This is a genomic window from Pseudomonas sp. NFACC37-1 (assembly GCF_900101575.1).
In the GTDB taxonomy this organism is placed as follows: domain Bacteria; phylum Pseudomonadota; class Gammaproteobacteria; order Pseudomonadales; family Pseudomonadaceae; genus Aquipseudomonas; species Aquipseudomonas fluorescens_AA.
In genome coordinates this window covers 96,475-114,182 of record NZ_FMUZ01000006.1, presented here as the reverse complement: position 1 = coordinate 114,182, position 17,708 = coordinate 96,475, and the positions used below count along the sequence as shown (strand labels likewise).

Here is a 17,708-nt window from a genome sequence, read left to right as displayed (position 1 = left end):
AATGAGCCCCTCCCATGAACCCGATCCGCACGACATTCGCCTTGCAACTGTCCCTCGGCCTGGCCTGCGGCGGTGCCCTGCCCGCCCTGGCGACCGAATCGGGGGTGGACAACATCGGCCCGGGCACCGACGGTTTTTTTGTGTTGCCACTGGAGGTCGACAGCCTTCCGGACCACATGGTCGCGTTCAACCTCTACTACAACCATTACAAGGCTCGGAAATTCAACATCAGTTCTTTGGGCGGCGAACTGCCGGATGTCGAAATCGAATCCACGGCAGTGGTCCCGCGCATCGACTACCTGAGCCCGCTGTGGGTGGCCGGTGGGCGCGCGGGGATCTACATCGCCCAGCCTTGGATCAAGCAGGAAGTTTCGGTGTTCAGCCTCGAGCAACTCCTCGGTTTTCGCCACCCACTGGTGCTCGCGCAAGCGATAAGCGGCGCGGTTCTATAGGCGCACGCGGGTCACCAGCCCCAGCGCGCCAAGGGACACCCGGCCGGCCTTGAATACTTCGGCATGATGCTGGGCATCGCAATCGAGGACCTCACCGCTGGCCGTGACCAGTTGCAGGCCGACGACCTGGGACGCGTACGAGCCAAAGGCCTTGCCGGGGCCGTGGGTCGAGGTGGCGATGGCACCGGCCAGGGTCTGATAATCCACATCGGCCATGTTCGGCAGTGCCTGGCCGATGGCCTTGAGCGCCGGGCCCATGCGCGACATGGGCGTGCCGCCGCCGAACGCGGCTTGCAGGCTGGCCTCGTCGTGATCCAGCAGGCCACTGAAAAAAAATCAGCGACAACAAGGTGCCATCGGTGGGCACCAGGGCGCTGAAGGAATGACCGGAACCCACCGGACGAACCCGCCCTTCGGCACGGCGCACCACCTGCACCAGTTCATCAAGGTCCTTGGGGGCCAGGCGCGCCGCCGGCAGGCAACTCTGCGCACCGGACCAGTTGCGCCACGGGATCAACCGCGGCGCACGCATCAGCTCGGCCAGGGCGCCCTGGCTGCCCAGCGCCGTGAAGGCGGCGACAACGCCGGCCTGTTGCAGCAACCGACGCCGTGAGTAGTCCATCGTCATGCCGTAATCCCCGTATTCATTATTGGAAGTATTGACCGGACATGAAGGCGATCAAGGCCAGGAACTGCTCTTCGGAACAGTGCATGCACAGGCCCATCGGCGGCATGCCGTTGTAGCCGTTGATCGCGTGGTCCAGCAGGGTGTCGGCGCCCTGGGCGACCCGCGGGGCCCAGGCGTTCGTATCGCCAGTCAGCGGTGCCCCGGCACCGGGGTTGGCGTGGCAGAGCTTGCAGCTGCTGTCGTAGACCTGGGCCAGGGCCGCATCGCTGGGCATGGCCATGAATACCGTGGCCGCGGGCGGCTTGGTCTCATCGCCACACGCGGCAAGCAACGCGCCGAACGAGACGACGGCAGCGGTTCGAAGCAGGAAGGAAGGCGTGATTGCCGACATAAGGCCCCTCTTGGCGGCGCAAGGGTTGCGCCTTTCTTGTTATGGGTCTGGCAGCTCCCACACTAAGGCACGCCACCGCGTCGGCTTGAGGTCATTGGGGGCCATAAAAGGGGGCTTGGGCGGCCAGCACTGGAGAGTCGATGACTCTGTGGCGAGGGGATTTATCCCCGCTGGGGCGCGTAGCGGCCCTAATGTGTCGCTTCGGTATTTCAGGTAAACGTTTTGGGACTGCTGCGCAGCCCAGCGGGGATAAATCCCCTCGCCACAGGGGTACTGCGTGGTCAGGGCAACAGCAGGGCCTGCTCGCGCTCGCACAACTGCACCACGTAATCCCACAACACCCGCAGGCGTACGGACTTGTGCAGTTCGCGGCGGGTGCTGATCCAATAGCTGCGGCGAATGGTTTCGTCTGGCAGCAACGGCACCAGCGTCGGGTCACCGCTGGCCATGTAGCACGGCAACACGGCGATCCCCAGGCCCGAGCGCGCGGCCTGTTGCTGGGCGATGACGCTGGTGCTGTGGAACACCACCCGGGGATTGCGGCAAAAGCTGTTGAGGAACATCAGTTCCTGGCTGAACAAAAGGTCATCGACATAACCGATCCAGGCGTGGCGCGCCAGGTCCTCGCGACTGCGCAACACCGGCGAGCGGTCCAGGTAGGCCGGGCTGGCGTACAGCGCCAGGCTGTAGTCGGTGAGTTTGCGAGTCACCAACAGGTCGGCCGCCGGGCGTTCGAGGTGGATGCTGATTTCCGCCTCACGGTTGAGGATGCTGACAAAGCGCGGCACCGCCACCAGCTCCACCTCCAGCCCCGGATAGCGCTGGAACAACCCGTCCATGCGACTGGCGAGAAACATGATGCCCAGCCCTTCGGTCACCCCCAGGCGGATCTTGCCCAGGGGCGCACTGGACTGGGTGATGTCCTCCTGGGCCAGCAACGCCACGTTTTCCATGGCTTCGGCGTGCTTGAGCAACGTCTCGCCGGCCGGGGTCAGTTCATAGCCCTGGGCATGCTGGACGAACAATGCTGTGCCCAGGCTTTTCTCGATGGCCTCGATATGCCGGGCCACCGTGGCGTGGGTGGTGTTCAGGCGCCGTGCAGCCGTCAACAAACGCCCGCTGCGTTGCAGTTCCAGAAAATAGCGCAGGTCATTCCAGTCGAACATGAAGCGATCCTTGAACACGCCTGAAGGCATGACTGTTTATAAACGCACAGCCACTGCGCAAAAACTAACATTCTTTTGACGAAAACTAACAACTAGGATGGATCCCACAACAACAAGAATGAGGTCGCGAATGCAACCTGTCGTCGATGAATACGATTACGTGATCGTGGGCGCCGGCCCTGCCGGGTGCTTGCTGGCCAATCGGCTTTCGGCCAACCCGCAACACCGGGTGCTGCTGCTCGAAGCCGGCGGGCGCGACAACTATCCGTGGATTCACATCCCGGTCGGCTACCTGTTCTGCATCGGCAACCCACGCACCGACTGGTGCTTCAAGACCGAAGCACAACCGGGCCTGCAAGGGCGGGCCCTGAGCTACCCGCGCGGCAAGGTCCTGGGCGGTTGCTCCTCTATCAACGGCATGATCTACATGCGCGGCCAGGCCACGGACTACGATGGCTGGGCCGCCGAGGGCAATCCCGGCTGGGCCTGGGAAGACGTGCTGCCGCTGTTCCGCCAGAGCGAAAACCACTTTGCCGGCGCGTCCGAATTTCACGGCGCCGGCGGCGAATGGCGGGTCGAACGCCAGCGCCTGTCATGGCCGATTCTCGATGCCTTCCGCAGTGCCGCCGAGCAGAGCGGCATCCCCAACGTCGACGATTTCAACAGCGGTGACAATGAAGGCTGTGGCTACTTCCAGGTCAACCAGAAAGCCGGGGTGCGCTGGAACGCGGCCAAGGCGTTTCTCAAGCCGGTTCGCCAGCGCGCCAACCTCACGGTGTTGACCGATGTCGAAGTCGACCGCGTGTTGCTGCGTGACGACCGCGCCCACGCCGTCAGCGCGCGCTGGCAAGGCAAGGGCATGACCTTCAAGGCCCGCAAGGAAATCGTCCTGTGCGCCGGGGCCGTGGGGTCGCCGGGGATCCTGCAACGCTCCGGGATCGGCCCGCGCAGCCTGCTGCAACGCCTGGGCATCGGCGTGACCCATGAACTGCCCGGTGTCGGCGGCAACTTGCAGGACCACCTGCAACTGCGACTGATCTACCAGTTGGAAAACGCCCGCACCCTGAACCAGATCGCCGGCACCCTGTGGGGCAAGATGGGCATGGGCCTGCGCTACCTGTACGACCGCAGCGGCCCGCTGTCCATGGCCCCCAGCCAACTCGGCGCGTTCGCCCGCTCGGGCCCGGAACAGACCTCGGCCAACCTCGAATACCACGTGCAGCCATTGTCTCTGGAACGCTTCGGCGAACCGCTGCACAGCTTCCCGGCGTTCACCGCGTCGGTCTGCGACCTGCGCCCGCAAAGCCGTGGCCGGGTGGACATTCGCTCGGCCGACCCGCACGAAGCGCCGCTGATCCAGCCCAACTACCTGAGCCACCCCGAGGACCTGCGGGTCGCCGCCGACGCCATCCGCCTGACCCGCCGCATCGTCGCGGCCCCGGCCCTGAGCGCGTTCAAACCGGTGGAATACCTGCCGGGCCCCAGCCTGCAAACCGAAGAGCAACTGCACCAGGCCGCCGCCCGGATCGGCACGACGATTTTCCACCCGATCGGCACTTGCCGCATGGGCCAGGATCGCGACGCGGTGGTGGATGCGCAACTGCGCGTCCACGGCATCAAGGGCCTGCGCATCGCCGATGCCTCGATCATGCCGCGCATCACCTCGGGCAACACCTGCTCGCCGACGCTGATGATTGCCGAGAAGGCGGCGCAGATGATGCTCAACCCCGCGACGAGGAGCACCGACATCGAAAAAGCACCTGCTACGGTCTGAAGAACAACTCAGTCTCCTGTGGGAGCGGGCTTGCTCGCGAATGCGATCAGACAGTCAACGATTATGGCGACTGACACATCGCCTTCGCGAGCAAGCCCGCTCCCACAGTGAACAAATGTGTCGATTCAAGGAAAGTGTGTCAAATCAGGAGACGCCACCCGGCGTCGCAGTGGAACAACAAAAACAATCACTGTGAGGGATACCGCTATGTCCGAGCATGTTCAGCCCCTGGAAGCCACGCGCAGCGCCGGCACCAGCCAGGAAACCCAGAAAGTCATCTTCGCCTCGTCCCTGGGGACGGTGTTCGAGTGGTACGACTTTTTCCTCTATGGCGCCCTGGCGGCGGTGATCAGCAAGCAGTTCTTCGCCGGGGTCAACGACACCACCGCGTTCATCTTCGCCCTGATGGCCTTCGCCGCCGGTTTCATCGTGCGGCCGTTCGGGGCACTGGTGTTCGGTCGGTTGGGGGACATGATCGGGCGCAAGTACACGTTCCTGGCCACCATCATCCTCATGGGCCTGGCGACGTTCTGCGTCGGCCTGCTGCCCAACTACGCCAGCATCGGCATCGCCGCGCCGATCATCCTGGTGGTGTTGCGCATGCTCCAGGGCCTGGCCCTGGGCGGTGAGTACGGCGGCGCGGCGACCTATGTCGCCGAGCATGCGCCGATGGGCAAGCGCGGTTTCCATACCAGTTGGATTCAGTCCACCGCCACGTTGGGGCTGCTGCTCTCGCTGCTGGTGGTGCTGGGCTGCCGCTACTTCACCGGCGATCAGTTCGAAGTCTGGGGCTGGCGCATTCCGTTCCTGCTGTCGATTCTGCTGCTGGGCATCTCCACCTGGATTCGCCTGAGCCTGCACGAGTCGCCGGCCTTCCTGAAAATGAAAGAAGAAGGCAAGTGCTGCAAGGCACCGATCCGCGAATCCTTCGGCAAATGGGAAAACCTTAAGGTGGTGCTGATCGCCCTGTTCAGCATCAATGCCGGGCAAGCGGTGACCTTCTACGCCGCGCAGTTCTACGTGCTGTTTTTCCTCACCCAGTTCCTGAAGATGGACCCGGCCCTGGCCAACAGCCTGCTGATTGTCAGCGTGGTAATCGGCGCACCGTTCTTCATCTTCTTTGGCTGGCTGTCGGACAAGGTCGGGCGCAAACCAGTGTTGATGATCGGCCTGCTGCTGGCGACGGCCCTGTACTTTCCGATCTTCAAGACCCTGGCCTACTACGCCAACCCGGCCATCGACCAGGCCAGCCGCCAGGCACCGATCACCGTAGTCGCCGACCCGGCCACCTGTACCTTCCAGTTCGACCCGGTGGGCAAGGCGCGTTTCGACAGCCCGTGCGACAAGGTCAAGACCTTCCTGGTCAAGCAAGGCCTGCCCTACAGCAGCGTCGCGGCCCCGGCCGGCAGCGCGGTGCAGGTCAGCGTCGGTGACGTGAAACTCGAAGGCTATGACGAAGCCGCCCTGCGCGGCGCGGTGACGCTGGCTGGCTACCCGCAGCAGGCCGACGCCCAGCAGATCAACCGGCCGATGATCGTCGCCTTGATCGTGGCGCTGATCATCATCTCGGCAATGTGCTACGGACCGCTGGCGGCGTTGATGGTCGAACTGTTCCCGACCCGGATCCGCTACACCTCCATGTCCCTGCCCTACCACATCGGCAACGGTTGGTTCGGCGGCTTCCTGCCCACCGTGTCGTTCGCCCTGGTGGTCTACACCGGGGATATCTTCTACGGGTTGTGGTACCCGGTAGTGATTACCGGGGTGAGCCTGGTGGTGGGCATGATCTGCCTGCGGGAAACCCGCAACGTGGACCTGGATACCAACTGAGGGCAAAAACCGTGGCGAGGGCATTGGAGCCCTCGCCACCGGTTCAGAAACGCCCCTTCAAGGTCATCGTGAAGTTGCGCGGCTCACCGTAGTAGTTACCGAAGCTCTCAGTGCCGATGGTGGTGTAGTAGCGCTTGTCGAACAGGTTGTTGCCATTGAGGGCCACCGACCAGGTGTCATCGATGCGGTAGCCAACGCGGCCGTTCCACACGGCATAACCGGCCTGGGTGATCTTCTTGCCCGTCGCCGGCGATACGCGGAAATTGTCGCTCTGGGCATTGACCCCGGCACCGACACTGAACCGTTCGAGCGCCCCGCCGAGGGCATAATCGCTCCACAGGCGCAGCACATGGCGCGGCACGTAGCTGTTGAATGAGCCGCCGTTGAGGCTGGTGTCAATGTCGTCGAGGGTCTTGGTCTGGGTGTAGGTGTAGCCGGCCAGCAGTTGCAGGCGCTCGATGACTTCACCGCTGATCTCGGCTTCGAAACCCTGGGCGCGTACCTTGCCAGCGTTCTCGTAGCAGTACCCGTCCGAGGACGCACAACTGGAGTTGTAGTCAGTCTGGGCCTGGTCTTTCTGCAGCGTGCGAAACAGGTTGAAGGCGCTGTTCAGGCGTCCCTCGAACCACTCGCCCTTGATCCCCAGCTCATAACTCTCGCCCACCAGGGGCTTGAGTGCCGAGCCGCTTTCGGAGCGGTAGTTGCCCTGGGGCGTGAAGATATCCGAATAGCTGGCGTAGGCCGTCAGGTGCTCATTGAGGTCCAGCAACACGGCGGCAAACGGCGTGACTTGCCCCGTCTCCGTGCTCTTGGCGTGCTCCGTACCGCCCGTGAGGAACACCGAATCGGTCTTGGAGTTGTACCAACTCACCCGGCTACCGACGACAAACGTCAAGGGGTCTGCCAGTTTCAGCCGCAGGGTCGAATACATGCCTTGCTGCTCGGTCACGGTCTTGACCGGACCTCCCCGCGTCGAGTTTTCGATGAAGTAACTGTCGTCCGGTTCGGGGATATGGCGATCCGGATCGAATACGTTCTGCTTCTGTGGCAGCAATGCAACGGAGAAGAAGTCGTCCTTGTCCGAACGACTGGCGTTGAAACCGACGATCAACTCATGTTGCTGCCCCAGGGCGTCGAACTTGCCGTCCAGGTAGGCGTCAAGGCCGTAATCGACCTGGTCATAGTCATACATGCTGCCCAGCATGTTGGTGGTCGAGGTGCCTGGCGCCACCGAGCCCGATGCAAACGCGTATTTGATGTCCTGGGTATTTTTCGTATAGACACTGGCGACTTTCACGGCCCAGTCGTCGTTGAGCTGATGCTTGAGATCGCCGAACACCGTGGTCCGCTGGCTGCGCCAGGTGTTCCACGAGGGGTCCAGGCAAGTGGAACGGCTGAGTTTCAGATCGCTGCCGTCCCGGTAGCGCGGAAGCCCGCCCCAGCAGGGACTTGCATCGACGTCCTCATAGGCAACGCCCAGGCCGAGCGTCGTGTCGGGCGACAGGTCGAAGTCCAGGGCGCCGTAGTAGATCTGGTCCTTGCGCCGGGCATCATCGTAGAAATAGTGCCGGCTCTGCTCGGCGATCACCGCCCTGCCCCGCACGGTGCCGGCGTCATTCAACGGACCACCGGTATCGACCTGCCCACGGTAATTGTCCCAGGTTCCCCCGGACAGGCTGAGCTCGGTCTGCGTCGTGGCCTGGCCGCGCTTACGAACGAAGTTGACGCCGCCGGACGTGCCGCCCGCCCCCTTCATCATCCCGGCGGCACCGCGCAGCACTTCGACACGGTCGTAATAGGCCATGTCGCTGCTGAAACTGTCGGCCTGGACATAACTGTTGCCCATGTCCAGCGGAACGCCGTCGTATTGATATTGGCCAGACATGCGGAACCCGCGGGAATAGAAATACTTGCCGCCCATGGTCGAGTCGTAGACGGTAATGCCAGGGGTCTTTTCCATGACTTGATCGATGGTATTGAGGTTCTGGTCATCGAGCATCTTGCGGGTGATCACCGTCACCGATTGCGGCGTTTCGCGCAGGGAGTGCTCACCCTTGCCAATGGTGACCGCCCCCGTCGTGTAGGAGTGACTGTCCTCGGTGGTCGCCCCGAGCCGCTGTGCCTCGATGGTGGTGGCGTCCAATTCCAATGCCGAACCGCTGACCGGCGCGGGGCGCAGCACGTACGTGCCGTTGGCCTGGAGGGCGGCTTGCAGGCCACTGCCGCCAAGAATGCGGGCAAAGCCATCGCCCACGCCGAAAGTCCCCTTCAGGCCGGGGGATTGCAAGTCCCCGAGTTGCCGGGCCTCAAACGAAATGGCGACGCCGGCGGCGCTGGAGAAACGGGTCAGCACATCCACCAGGCGACCGGCGCCGATATCGTAGGCCTGCACTGCGCGCTGCTGCGCCGCAGCCGCTGGAACCGGGCTGGCGTTCACGGCCGTGGCGCCAGCGGTCGTGACCGCCAGCAAGCCGATTTTCACTGCAAACACCAGGCGCCCTGGCGCGCTCACCCACGTCATATTTCCCCTCCCCAAAACGGTCGATAAAAACTCACTGAGGAAGAGCCGAACGATGGGGACGAAAAGTGCAGGGGCTGATTTTTTTTATTGCGTAGCATTACCGCCGATGGCCAGCGGAGACCTGGACCCAGAATCGGCTGTAGCGAGTCACTCGCAACGAAAAGCCACTTTCCAGCGCGGCCAGGGCGAGATCGGTGTTGTCGATGGGAAACACACCGGAAACCTTCAAGTCGCCAATCGCCGGATCCCAACGCAGCACACCGGGTCGATAGCGCGACAGTTCCTCCAGCAGCGCCGCCAGAGGGCGGTCAATGGCGATGATGCTTCCCTTCTGCCAGGCACCGACCGACACATCGTTGCCGCGCAGCGTCCCCAACGACCGCTCGTTGAAACCCAGGCGCTGGCCGGCTTCGACCCGCATCCTTGATCCACTTGCCAACAGGCTCACCTCGACCGCTTTCTCCAGCACCGCCACTTCGCCGCCCCGCGCCTGGCTGCGGACGATAAACCGCGTGCCCAGCGCCAGCACCTCGGCCGACCCCGTGATTACCTTGAACGGACGTCGCAGGGGATCGACCGCTGTCGTCACGAGCACCTCCCCCCGCAACAGCTCCAGTCGCCGCTGCTGTCCATCGAAACGAACATTGATCGAGGTGTCGGTGTTGAGCAGGACCGTGCTGCCATCGGCCAGCTGGAACGCGCGACGCTCGCCCACCGCGGTGCGGTAATCACAAAACAGGTTCTGGGTTGCCGGGCTGCGCCAGCCCAGCCAGCCCAGGCCGCCGGCGGACGTCAGCAGCAAGGCGCTGCGCAACACCTGGCGCCGGGATCGCTGGTGGGTGTCGCTCAAGGTCGGTGCCGCCAAGGCGCCCGGCACGCTCGCCATCTGCTCGGCCACCGCGGCCATGCGCTGCCAGGCCTGGTTGTGCAATGGGTCGGCGGCCAGCCAGGCGCGCCAATCGGCCCGGTCCGCGTCGGTCGCAATACCGGAATGCAGACGGGCGTACCAGCGCGCCGCCACACGAATGGCTTGCAACTCGTCGGGGGGCAGGTTCATGAAAGCTGCAATTGAATTTGCATCAGGCAGCAATGTTCCATGGCCTTGGCCATGTGATTGTTGACCGTGCGGACGCTGACACCCAGGCGCTCGGCAATTTGCGGGTACGTCAGGCCATCGAACTGCGACAGGATAAACGCCTGCCTGACGCGCGGCCCCAGCCCCAGGAGCAGACGGTCGATCTCCATCAGGGCCTGGAGCAGGATCGCCTGCTCTTCCAGCGAGGGGTGCTGCTCTTGCGGCATGGCGGCCAAGGCTTCGAGATAGGACTGCTCCAGCGAGCGCCGGCGAAACAGGTCGATCAACAGCCCTTTGGCGATCATCGACAGGTACGGTCGCGGCTCGCGGATATCCAGCGCGGTGCGCGCCTTGATGACTCGCACAAACGTATCCTGGGTCAGGTCGGCGGCATCGAACGTGTTGCCCAAGCGCTTGCGCAACCAGCCCTGGAGCCAATTGTGATGATCACTGTACAGAACGTCGACAGCACTGCGTAAGGACAGATCGTTGGCGGGCATGGCAATGGAATAATTCGCGACTGATAATGAATCGCATTGTCATGGAGCCCATCGCCGCTTGCAACCCAAACGTGCCTGGCCGCCGCCATCCTCTGGGATCACTCAGTGCATCGCGTGATTTTTCACCGTGCTCTCCACCAGATCCAGCATCTGGCCCAGGGCCCAGGGCTTGGCGATGAACGACGCGTGGTGCTTGATCCCGGCGCTTTCCGGCGTTTCGAAGCCGGACATGATCAACAGCGGGATCTGCGGCCAGCGGTCTCCGGTCAGGTTGGCCAGGTCAGCACCGTCGATCTTGCCGGGCATGGTGATGTCGGTGAGCAACAGATCGACGAAATGGGCGCTCCTTTCGAGGAACTCCAAGGCATCGTCAGCGCTTTTCTGAGGCTCCACGACAAATCCTTCTTCCTCGAGGATTTCACAGAGAAACTCCAGGATAGTTGGATCATCTTCCACCACGAGAATCAAACGTGTAGTCGCCTGGCCATTGCCATTTGGCATCGAATTCATGAAAGTGACTCTCCTTGACCTCATAAACCTTCTTTGCGGTTTCAACCGCCTTGAAGTTATGAGCCATACCCCTGCGAGAAATTCATTCTGCATGCCGACAGGCCGCCGAATGTCGCGCCAGCCCCCCCTTGGCAACGCAGCGCAACGCTTTTATCTGTATATCCATACAGATAAAACTTGCCCTTGTGCGCATCCATGACCATGCTACAGCCCCATGAAATCTGCTCAGGAAAAGGGCGCTATGCAGCTGTACCTGTGTGAAAAGCCGTCCCAGGCCAAGGACATCGCCGCGGTGCTCGGTGCCACGCGCCGTGGCGACGGTTGCTGGCTGGGTCCTGGCGTGACGGTCACTTGGTGCATCGGTCATCTGCTGGAAACCGCCCCACCCGACGCCTACGACGCGCGCTACAAGCGCTGGGTCCTGGCCGACCTGCCCATCGTGCCCGCGCAATGGAAAATGACCGTCAAACCGAAAACCGCCAGCCAGTACAAGGCGGTCAAGCGCCTGTTGGGGGAAGCGAAGGAACTGGTGATCGCCACCGACGCCGACCGCGAAGGCGAAATGATCGCCCGGGAGCTGGTGGAGCATTGCCGGTATCGCGGACCGATCCGCCGGCTATGGCTGTCCGCCCTGGACGAAGCGTCGATCCGCAAGGCCCTGGCCGCCCTCAAGCCGGGCGTCGAAACCTTCAACCTGTATCACTCGGCCCTGGGTCGCTCCCGGGCCGACTGGCTGATCGGCATGAACATGAGTCGCCTGTTCACCCTGCTGGGGCGCCAGTCCGGCTACCAGGGCGTGTTGCCGGTAGGCCGCGTGCAGACACCGACGCTGCGACTGGTGGTGGACCGCGACCGCAGCATCGCCAACTTCGTGCCGGTCGCCTATTGGGCCATCGATGTGCAGCTCAGCCATGAAGGCACGGCGTTCACCGCCCAGTGGCACGCCGACCCGGATGCCTGCGACGACCAGGAACGCTGCCTGAACCAGGCCCTGGCCCGAGACGCGGCCCAGGCCATGGGCAACGCAGCCACCGCCCGGACACTGAAGGTGCGTACCGAGCGCCTGCGCGAAGCGGCGCCGTTGCCCTTCGACCTGGGTACCCTGCAGGAAGTCTGCTCGAAGAAACTCGGCCTCGGCGCCCAGGAAACCCTGGACATTGCCCAGTCGCTCTACGAGACCTACAAGCTCATCACCTACCCCCGCAGCGATTGCGGTTTCCTGCCCTCGAGCCAGCACAGCGAAGCACCGGCCATCCTGGCCGCCCTCGCCCAGGCCGACCCGAGCCTCGCGCCGCTGCGTGAGCATTTGCAACCGCAGCGCAAATCCCGGGCCTGGAACGACGCCAAGGTCAGTGCCCACCACGGCATCATTCCCACCGCCGCCGCCAGGAACCTCGACAAACTCGCCGGCAAGCAGCGTGCGGTCTATACGTTGATTCGCGCGCGCTACCTGGCGCAGTTCCTGCCCAACCACGAATACGACCGGACCCAGGCCGACTTCCACTGTGCCGGCCAGGCGCTGCGTGCCGTGGGCAAGCAGATCGTCGAACCCGGCTGGAAACGCGCCCTGCCCGAAGCATTGGCGCCGGCAAAGGGCCGTGAAGCACCGGCACCGCAAACCTTGCCGGCACTGGCCGAAGGTCGCGATTGCACGGTGGACGAGGTGAAACCCAAGGACCTATGGACCCAGCCGCCCAAGCCCTTCACTGAAGGCGACCTGATCAAGGCGATGAAGAACGTCGCCAAACTGGTGGAAGACCCGTTGCTCAAACAGAAGCTCAAGGACACCACGGGCATCGGCACCGAAGCGACCCGAGCCTCGATCATCCAGGGGCTACTCGACCGCGGTTACCTGGTGAAGAATGGCAAGGCCCTGTCCGCCACACCGGCGGCCTTCAGCCTCATCGACGCCGTGCCCCGGGCCATCGCCGACCCGGGCACCACCGCCATCTGGGAGCAGGCCCTGGACATGGTGCAAAGCGGAGAAATGAGCCTGGAAGAATTCGTGACCCGGCAAGCCGCCTGGATGAGCAAGCACGTCGCCCGCTGCCAGGGCATGAACCTGACCATCAGCGGCCCGGCCAGCCCCGCCGGGCGTGGCGCAGCGCCATGGAAAAACAAACGCAAGCCAGCCAAGCGCAAGACCGGCGGCGCACCGCGCAAGGCGAGCAAGGCCAAGGCGACATGAGCCTGTCAGCGTCAATCAGGTGATCTGGCAAACACAGAACCTGTGGCGAGGGGATTTATCCCCGCTGGGTTGCGAAGCAACCCAAGCCATACGCCTCTGTGTCTCAGGATAACCTCACCAACCATTCGGGCCGCTTCGCGCCCCAGCGGGGATAAATCCCCTCGCCACAGAAAACACAGCCAAGCTTCTCTGCCATTTTTCATATCCAAACCATTTTGTCCGACAATATGTAGTGACCAAAAATAATCACTACAAAACCGTTGACGCCTCCGATTTGCCCTTGCATGATGCAGACGTCTCCCCGATCGGGAGTACAGGCAACTGTTTGAGCAAGCTCGTCTGACCGCCGAGCTGTTTTTTGGATAAGGGACTGCCCACAAGGCAGATTGAAGGTGCTGACCTGGCATGACCGTCCGGTAACAAGGACGAGAAACGTCGGCGAAGATCCTCATGACGCGCGTGGTCGACCCTCGAAAGTTGACACTGCCTGATGATTCTTCGCTGTTTCTCTTCGTTGTAGCGCATTTGCGTAGCAGCCCTTCGATAACACTACACAACCGATGCACGACCCCGTCGAAGTTCGACGGACGAACGCTGACGGCCTGGTTTCGGTAGCAGGCAGGCACTTACCGAGAAGCGAAGTTTTTGCGAACCACCAGACAGATCAACCAAATGGTCAAGGGGCTTACACATGAATCTGAATAATCAACCATCTATTGATGAACTGGCTCGCATGTTCGCAGCGCACAAAGACACGCTCGACAGCCATATCCTGTGGATCAGCAAGACTGGCCAGGTCCATATGGACTGCCTGTCGCCCTACACCCAAGAAGACGAGTTCGAAAAGAACACGCAAGAACTGTGTGCCCGGCTGAAGATGTACCGCCGCGGCCAGGGCTACGTCGGCAAGAAGGCCGCGGCTGACAAAGACTTCATGGGCCGCGTGCTGCAAACGCTAACCCAGGCCTGGCAGTCGATGCAGAACACTTCCGAGGTCCGGGTCATCGACCGCCTCTGCTGATCCCCCTAACAAAAGGGCCCGCTCCTGAATCAGGAGCGGGCCCTTTTTTATGCGGCAGGAAACTAGAACACCGACCAGCCAATCCGCTGGCTCATCAACTCCAGCGCCGCCATGCCGGCCAGGGAGTTGCCGGCGGCGTTGAGTTCAGGCGACCAGACGCATACGGTGAAGCGCCCCGGCACCACGGCGACAATCCCACCACCGACACCACTCTTGCCCGGCAGGCCGACGCGATAAGCGAAGTTGCCGGCCTCATCGTAAAGGCCGCTGGTGGCCATGATGGAATTGACCTGTTGGGTCTGCCGGGCGCTGAGGATCTGTTCGCCGCTGTGTTTGCAGAAACCGTCGTTGGCCAGGAAGCAGAATGCCCGCGCCAGATCGATGCAACTCATCCGCAAGGCACAATGGCTGAAATAACTGCGCAGCACCGCTTCCACGTCGTTATGGAAGTTGCCGAACGATTGCATCAGGTACGCCATCGCTGCGTTGCGAGCGCGGTGCTGGTATTCCGACTCGGCGACCTTGCCGTCCACCATCACCTGTGGGTTACCCGACAGGCGGCGCACAAAATCGCGCATCGACAGCGCCGGCGCGGCGAAACGCGACTGGTTGATATCGCAAATCACCAACGCGCCGGCATTGATGAACGGGTTGCGCGGCCGGCCGCGCTCGAACTCCAGTTGTACCAGGGAGTTGAAGGGCTGGCCGGATGGCTCGTGACCCAGGCGCTCCCAGATCGCTTCGCCGGAATGCCCGATGGCCTGCACCAGGCTGAACACCTTGGAAATACTCTGCACCGAAAACGCTGTTTCGGCGTCGCCGGCACAGTACAACTCGCCATCATTGCCATACACGGCAATACCCAACTGGTTGGGCACCACGGTGCCCAGGGCAGGAATGTAATCGGCGACCTTGCCCTGACCGATCAGGGGGCGAACCGCATCGAGGATCTCGTTCAACAGTGCTTGCATATGCGCGGGGTCCAGTCATTCCCCGTTCGAGTGCGGGGATACAGACGCTAGACGCTGGTGGGCGGGGTCAGAGCACACTGCCCCATCAAACAAGGTCCTGTGGCGAGGGGATTTATCCCCGCTGGGCTGCGCAGCGGCCCCCTGGAGCTGTCACTAAGGGTCTAACAGACTTAACGCAACCAGCCCTCGAGAGGTCGCTGCGCAACCCCGCGGGGATAAATCCCCTCGCCACAAGGACTCCACCTGCCACATAAGTTTCATGGGCTTTCACCAGCGCTTATCGCGAAATCGAGCGGTCTATAGTTCAAAGGATCAATCGGCAGGAGTAGACGATGCGTCAGATCATGCAAAAAGAACCCTGGTGGGCCTCGCCGCCCCAGCCCGGGCAGGATGAAAGCGAACTGGAATGGGGATGGCTGGTGATCTACAGCGAAGGCGAGCCGCGCTTCGAGTTCATCAAGGAACGCCCATCGGACGAGCAGATCCGCCATCGCAAGGGTTGTCGCGTCACCCTCGGATCAGAATGAACCGGCCCGTCACGGCTTGATGTCCGGCAATGCCACCGCTCGATTGGCCAGGTCCGCCTCCACCAGGTTGCCTTCTATTTCCTCGTCCAGGTAGTACACCGGTGCCATCACCCCGCTGAGGGGATGCTTGAGTGACTTGAACCACGCCTCGTCGAACGCAGCGTTCAGGCTTTTGCGGATTTGCGCCTCCATTTCCGGCCGCTCGCCCTCGTGGATGATCGCGCGAATGCCCGCCACGCCCACCGAGATCAACGCCCCCGCCGCCTTCCCGGCCACGGCCGCCGCCGCACCGGTTGCCCCACGCGTGGCGAACTGGGCCTCGATTTTTTCGCTGGTGCGTTGCGCCACCGTGGCGATCACCGCCTCCGAGGGGCCGGCACCTGTGGTTGCAGCCTTGTTGGCGTGATCGATCAGGGCCGCATAGGCCGGCAGGGTGTTCAACGGTTCGGTGTGGACCACCTCGTACAACGAAGCGTCACGCGCCGCGGGCGGGCCGAGGCGGATGGCCGGGATGCCATGCAGGCGTCGGTTCATCAGTTCGTTCGGGATGCGATGCCGCAGGGCGATGACCTGGACCTGCTGATTGAGCTGGCGCAGATAGTAGCCTATGGCGTTGGCTCTGATCGCCTCGGGATCGATTTCCACCGCCACCGGTTCCAGCACCTGCTCGCGATATTTTTCCTGCAGGTAAACCGCCAGGCGCCTGGCCGAGGAATCCGTCTCGCCCTCGGCGCTGGCGGCGTACCAACTGACCTTCACCGCCAGCCACTCCTGGGTCCAATAGCTGCTGAACCAGGGGATGAATTCAACCTCGGTGCGCTCATAGACCAACGTGCGCCAATGCTCCATCGACCCGCGGGCGTAGAGTGCCGCCTGTTCGACGGCGCCTTTCGAGGCTGCGATGAGCTGCTGGTCCACCTGTCGCCAAGTGTCCTGGGAAATCGCCACCGGGGTGGCCTGTTGACCGCGCTGGGGCGTGGCACACCCCGCCAGAACGAGCACAACGGCCAACATCAGCGAACGCAGCACGATCGCGCCACCCCGGATTCATGTCATCCACGGGGTTGAGTATACATCGCCAATTCAACCCACCCGGCCTTGAGCACATAGGGTGATCAAACCGGGAGTGGCGCCATGTCATCAACACCGACCCGGGGGAAACTCCGGATGTTCCAGACATTTGCCGAAACGTTGGCGCAGGGTGTCGGTGAGTCTTTCAACCCAATGCCGTGTCGAGAAACATCATCACCGCAAAGCCCATCATCAACCCCAGGGTGGCCGGGGTTTCATGGCCATTGCGATGGGTCTCGGGAATCACCTCGTGGGAGACCACGAAAATCATCGCCCCCGCCGCCAGCCCCAGGCTGATGGGATACGCGACAGCCACGCCCGACGACATGCCCAGGCCGATCACCGCCCCCAGGGGCTCCATCAGCCCCGAACCGACCGCGATGAGCGCAGCACGCAAAGTGCTGATACCGGTAACGCGCAGCGCCATGGCAATGGCCAGGCCCTCGGGGATGTCCTGGATGGCAATGGCGGTGGTCAGGGGCAGGCCGACCTTGAAGTCGCCGTCGGCAAAACTGACGCCGATGGCCATGCCTTCCGGCAAGTTGTGCAAGGTGATGGCGAGCACGAACAGCCACACACGGTTAATGCGCTCGACCTCGGGACCGCGCCGCCCACTCAACTGGTGTTCGTGGGGCACGAAGCGGTCCAGGCCGATCATCAGGGCGACACCCAAGCCCAGGCCAACCACGACGACAAACGCGGCGAGCAACTGATTGCCGCAGATGACCTGTGCCGCTTCGATGCCCGGCAGGATCAATGAGAAGGAACTGGCGGCGAGCATCATGCCGGCGGCAAACCCCAGCATGATGTCTTGGGTACGCGACGAGATATCCCGCAACACCACCGCCATCAACGCCCCCAGGGCGGTGGCGGCAAAACCCGATGTACCGCCCAGCACGGCATAGCCCAGGTTTTGACGATTGGCGCCAACCAGGGCGTTGTAGCCACTGTAGAGCAACAAAGCGGCCACCAACGCAAGCCCGAGCCAGAACGTGACCCCCAGCAGCCAGTTCTCTTGCACGGGGTTCAGCCAGGTGCGCCAGGGCGATCGAATCCGGGAGGTGGGCTGGTCCATCGAATGTC

The 17,708-nt window shown here is 62.7% G+C and carries 14 protein-coding genes and 2 pseudogenes; 6 read left to right on the top strand and 10 right to left on the bottom strand.

Features of this window, described 5'->3' with window-relative positions; translation table 11 throughout:
- Positions 1-14 precede the first annotated feature (14 nt).
- Positions 15-386: pseudogene (locus BLP82_RS09765) on the top strand (hypothetical protein); the annotation flags it as partial.
- Here BLP82_RS09765 and BLP82_RS09760 read toward each other — a convergent pair.
- From BLP82_RS09760 to BLP82_RS09750, 3 genes and pseudogenes are all read right to left on the bottom strand, one after another.
- A pseudogene (locus tag BLP82_RS09760) lies at positions 369-984 on the bottom strand (FAD-binding protein); the annotation flags it as partial. The pseudogenes BLP82_RS09765 and BLP82_RS09760 overlap by 18 nt on opposite strands.
- 115 nt (positions 985-1,099) lie before the next feature.
- Positions 1,100-1,471: a c-type cytochrome gene (locus tag BLP82_RS09755; protein WP_092167041.1), complete on the bottom strand. Its 372-nt coding sequence runs from the start codon at positions 1,469-1,471 to the stop codon at positions 1,100-1,102.
- 281 nt (positions 1,472-1,752) lie between these two features.
- The gene (locus BLP82_RS09750) at positions 1,753-2,637 is read right to left on the bottom strand and encodes a LysR family transcriptional regulator (protein WP_092167038.1); all 885 of its coding nucleotides are present in this window, start codon (positions 2,635-2,637) and stop codon (positions 1,753-1,755) included.
- A 130-nt stretch (positions 2,638-2,767) separates the two neighbouring features.
- On the opposite strand from BLP82_RS09750, the gene BLP82_RS09745 reads away from it, so the two are divergent.
- Complete coding sequence (locus BLP82_RS09745; RefSeq protein WP_092167036.1) at positions 2,768-4,411, top strand: GMC family oxidoreductase; 1,644 nt, start codon at positions 2,768-2,770, stop codon at positions 4,409-4,411.
- A gap of 207 nt (positions 4,412-4,618) precedes the next feature.
- Entirely contained in the window at positions 4,619-6,241 is a 1,623-nt protein-coding gene (locus BLP82_RS09740; RefSeq protein WP_092167033.1) for an MFS transporter, read from the top strand.
- A gap of 43 nt (positions 6,242-6,284) precedes the next feature.
- On the opposite strand, the gene BLP82_RS09735 is transcribed toward BLP82_RS09740, so the two are convergent.
- From BLP82_RS09735 to BLP82_RS09720, 4 genes are all read right to left on the bottom strand, one after another.
- Positions 6,285-8,762 carry a TonB-dependent siderophore receptor gene (locus BLP82_RS09735; RefSeq protein WP_092167031.1) on the bottom strand — a complete coding sequence of 826 codons (2,478 nt, stop codon included), beginning with the start codon at positions 8,760-8,762 and terminating at the stop codon, positions 6,285-6,287.
- 97 nt (positions 8,763-8,859) lie between these two features.
- Positions 8,860-9,819, bottom strand: coding sequence for a FecR domain-containing protein (locus BLP82_RS09730; protein WP_092167029.1), 960 nt, complete (start codon positions 9,817-9,819; stop codon positions 8,860-8,862).
- Positions 9,816-10,337, bottom strand: coding sequence for a sigma-70 family RNA polymerase sigma factor (locus BLP82_RS09725; protein ID WP_060741487.1), 522 nt, complete (start codon positions 10,335-10,337; stop codon positions 9,816-9,818). Before BLP82_RS09725 ends, BLP82_RS09730 begins: the two co-directional genes overlap by 4 nt.
- A 102-nt stretch (positions 10,338-10,439) precedes the next feature.
- Positions 10,440-10,847, bottom strand: a complete 408-nt coding sequence (locus BLP82_RS09720; RefSeq protein ID WP_060741486.1) for a response regulator — start codon at positions 10,845-10,847, stop codon at positions 10,440-10,442.
- Positions 10,848-11,088: 241 nt separating this feature from the next.
- On the opposite strand from BLP82_RS09720, the gene BLP82_RS09715 reads away from it, so the two are divergent.
- Positions 11,089-13,035 carry a DNA topoisomerase III gene (locus tag BLP82_RS09715; RefSeq protein ID WP_092167026.1) on the top strand — a complete coding sequence of 649 codons (1,947 nt, stop codon included), beginning with the start codon at positions 11,089-11,091 and terminating at the stop codon, positions 13,033-13,035.
- 691 nt (positions 13,036-13,726) lie between these two features.
- A complete protein-coding gene (locus tag BLP82_RS09710) occupies positions 13,727-14,056 on the top strand; it encodes a hypothetical protein (protein WP_060741484.1) in 330 nt (109 codons plus the stop codon).
- A 62-nt stretch (positions 14,057-14,118) separates the two neighbouring features.
- Here BLP82_RS09710 and glsB read toward each other — a convergent pair whose 3' ends face one another.
- Entirely contained in the window at positions 14,119-15,027 is a 909-nt protein-coding gene (glsB, locus tag BLP82_RS09705; RefSeq protein WP_060741483.1) for a glutaminase B, read from the bottom strand.
- 332 nt (positions 15,028-15,359) lie between these two features.
- On the opposite strand from glsB, the gene BLP82_RS09700 reads away from it, so the two are divergent.
- Positions 15,360-15,554: a hypothetical protein gene (locus BLP82_RS09700; RefSeq protein ID WP_053123348.1), complete on the top strand. Its 195-nt coding sequence runs from the start codon at positions 15,360-15,362 to the stop codon at positions 15,552-15,554.
- 9 nt (positions 15,555-15,563) lie between these two features.
- Here the strand turns inward: BLP82_RS09700 and BLP82_RS09695 are convergent, their stop codons facing one another.
- Both BLP82_RS09695 and BLP82_RS09690 read right to left on the bottom strand, forming a co-directional pair.
- On the bottom strand, positions 15,564-16,583 hold the full coding sequence (locus BLP82_RS09695) for a hypothetical protein (RefSeq protein ID WP_092167024.1): 1,020 nt from the start codon (positions 16,581-16,583) through the stop codon (positions 15,564-15,566).
- Positions 16,584-16,770: 187 nt separating this feature from the next.
- Positions 16,771-17,700 (bottom strand): ZIP family metal transporter, encoded by a 930-nt coding sequence (locus BLP82_RS09690; RefSeq protein WP_092167021.1) that lies wholly within the window; start codon positions 17,698-17,700, stop codon positions 16,771-16,773.
- Positions 17,701-17,708: the final 8 nt, after the last annotated feature.

What these genes read in the sequence shown, in the direction of transcription:
- BLP82_RS09755 (WP_092167041.1), bottom strand. Translation starts at nt 1,471, where the DNA reads ATGTCGGCAATCACGCCTTCCTTCCTGCTTCGAACCGCTGCCGTCGTC.
- BLP82_RS09750 (WP_092167038.1), bottom strand. Translation starts at nt 2,637, where the DNA reads ATGTTCGACTGGAATGACCTGCGCTATTTTCTGGAACTGCAACGCAGC.
- BLP82_RS09745 (WP_092167036.1), top strand. Translation starts at nt 2,768, where the DNA reads ATGCAACCTGTCGTCGATGAATACGATTACGTGATCGTGGGCGCCGGC.
- BLP82_RS09740 (WP_092167033.1), top strand. Translation starts at nt 4,619, where the DNA reads ATGTCCGAGCATGTTCAGCCCCTGGAAGCCACGCGCAGCGCCGGCACC.
- BLP82_RS09735 (WP_092167031.1), bottom strand. Translation starts at nt 8,762, where the DNA reads ATGACGTGGGTGAGCGCGCCAGGGCGCCTGGTGTTTGCAGTGAAAATC.
- BLP82_RS09730 (WP_092167029.1), bottom strand. Translation starts at nt 9,819, where the DNA reads ATGAACCTGCCCCCCGACGAGTTGCAAGCCATTCGTGTGGCGGCGCGC.
- BLP82_RS09725 (WP_060741487.1), bottom strand. Translation starts at nt 10,337, where the DNA reads ATGCCCGCCAACGATCTGTCCTTACGCAGTGCTGTCGACGTTCTGTAC.
- BLP82_RS09720 (WP_060741486.1), bottom strand. Translation starts at nt 10,847, where the DNA reads ATGAATTCGATGCCAAATGGCAATGGCCAGGCGACTACACGTTTGATT.
- BLP82_RS09715 (WP_092167026.1), top strand. Translation starts at nt 11,089, where the DNA reads ATGCAGCTGTACCTGTGTGAAAAGCCGTCCCAGGCCAAGGACATCGCC.
- BLP82_RS09710 (WP_060741484.1), top strand. Translation starts at nt 13,727, where the DNA reads ATGAATCTGAATAATCAACCATCTATTGATGAACTGGCTCGCATGTTC.
- glsB (WP_060741483.1), bottom strand. Translation starts at nt 15,027, where the DNA reads ATGCAAGCACTGTTGAACGAGATCCTCGATGCGGTTCGCCCCCTGATC.
- BLP82_RS09700 (WP_053123348.1), top strand. Translation starts at nt 15,360, where the DNA reads ATGCGTCAGATCATGCAAAAAGAACCCTGGTGGGCCTCGCCGCCCCAG.
- BLP82_RS09690 (WP_092167021.1), bottom strand. Translation starts at nt 17,700, where the DNA reads ATGGACCAGCCCACCTCCCGGATTCGATCGCCCTGGCGCACCTGGCTG.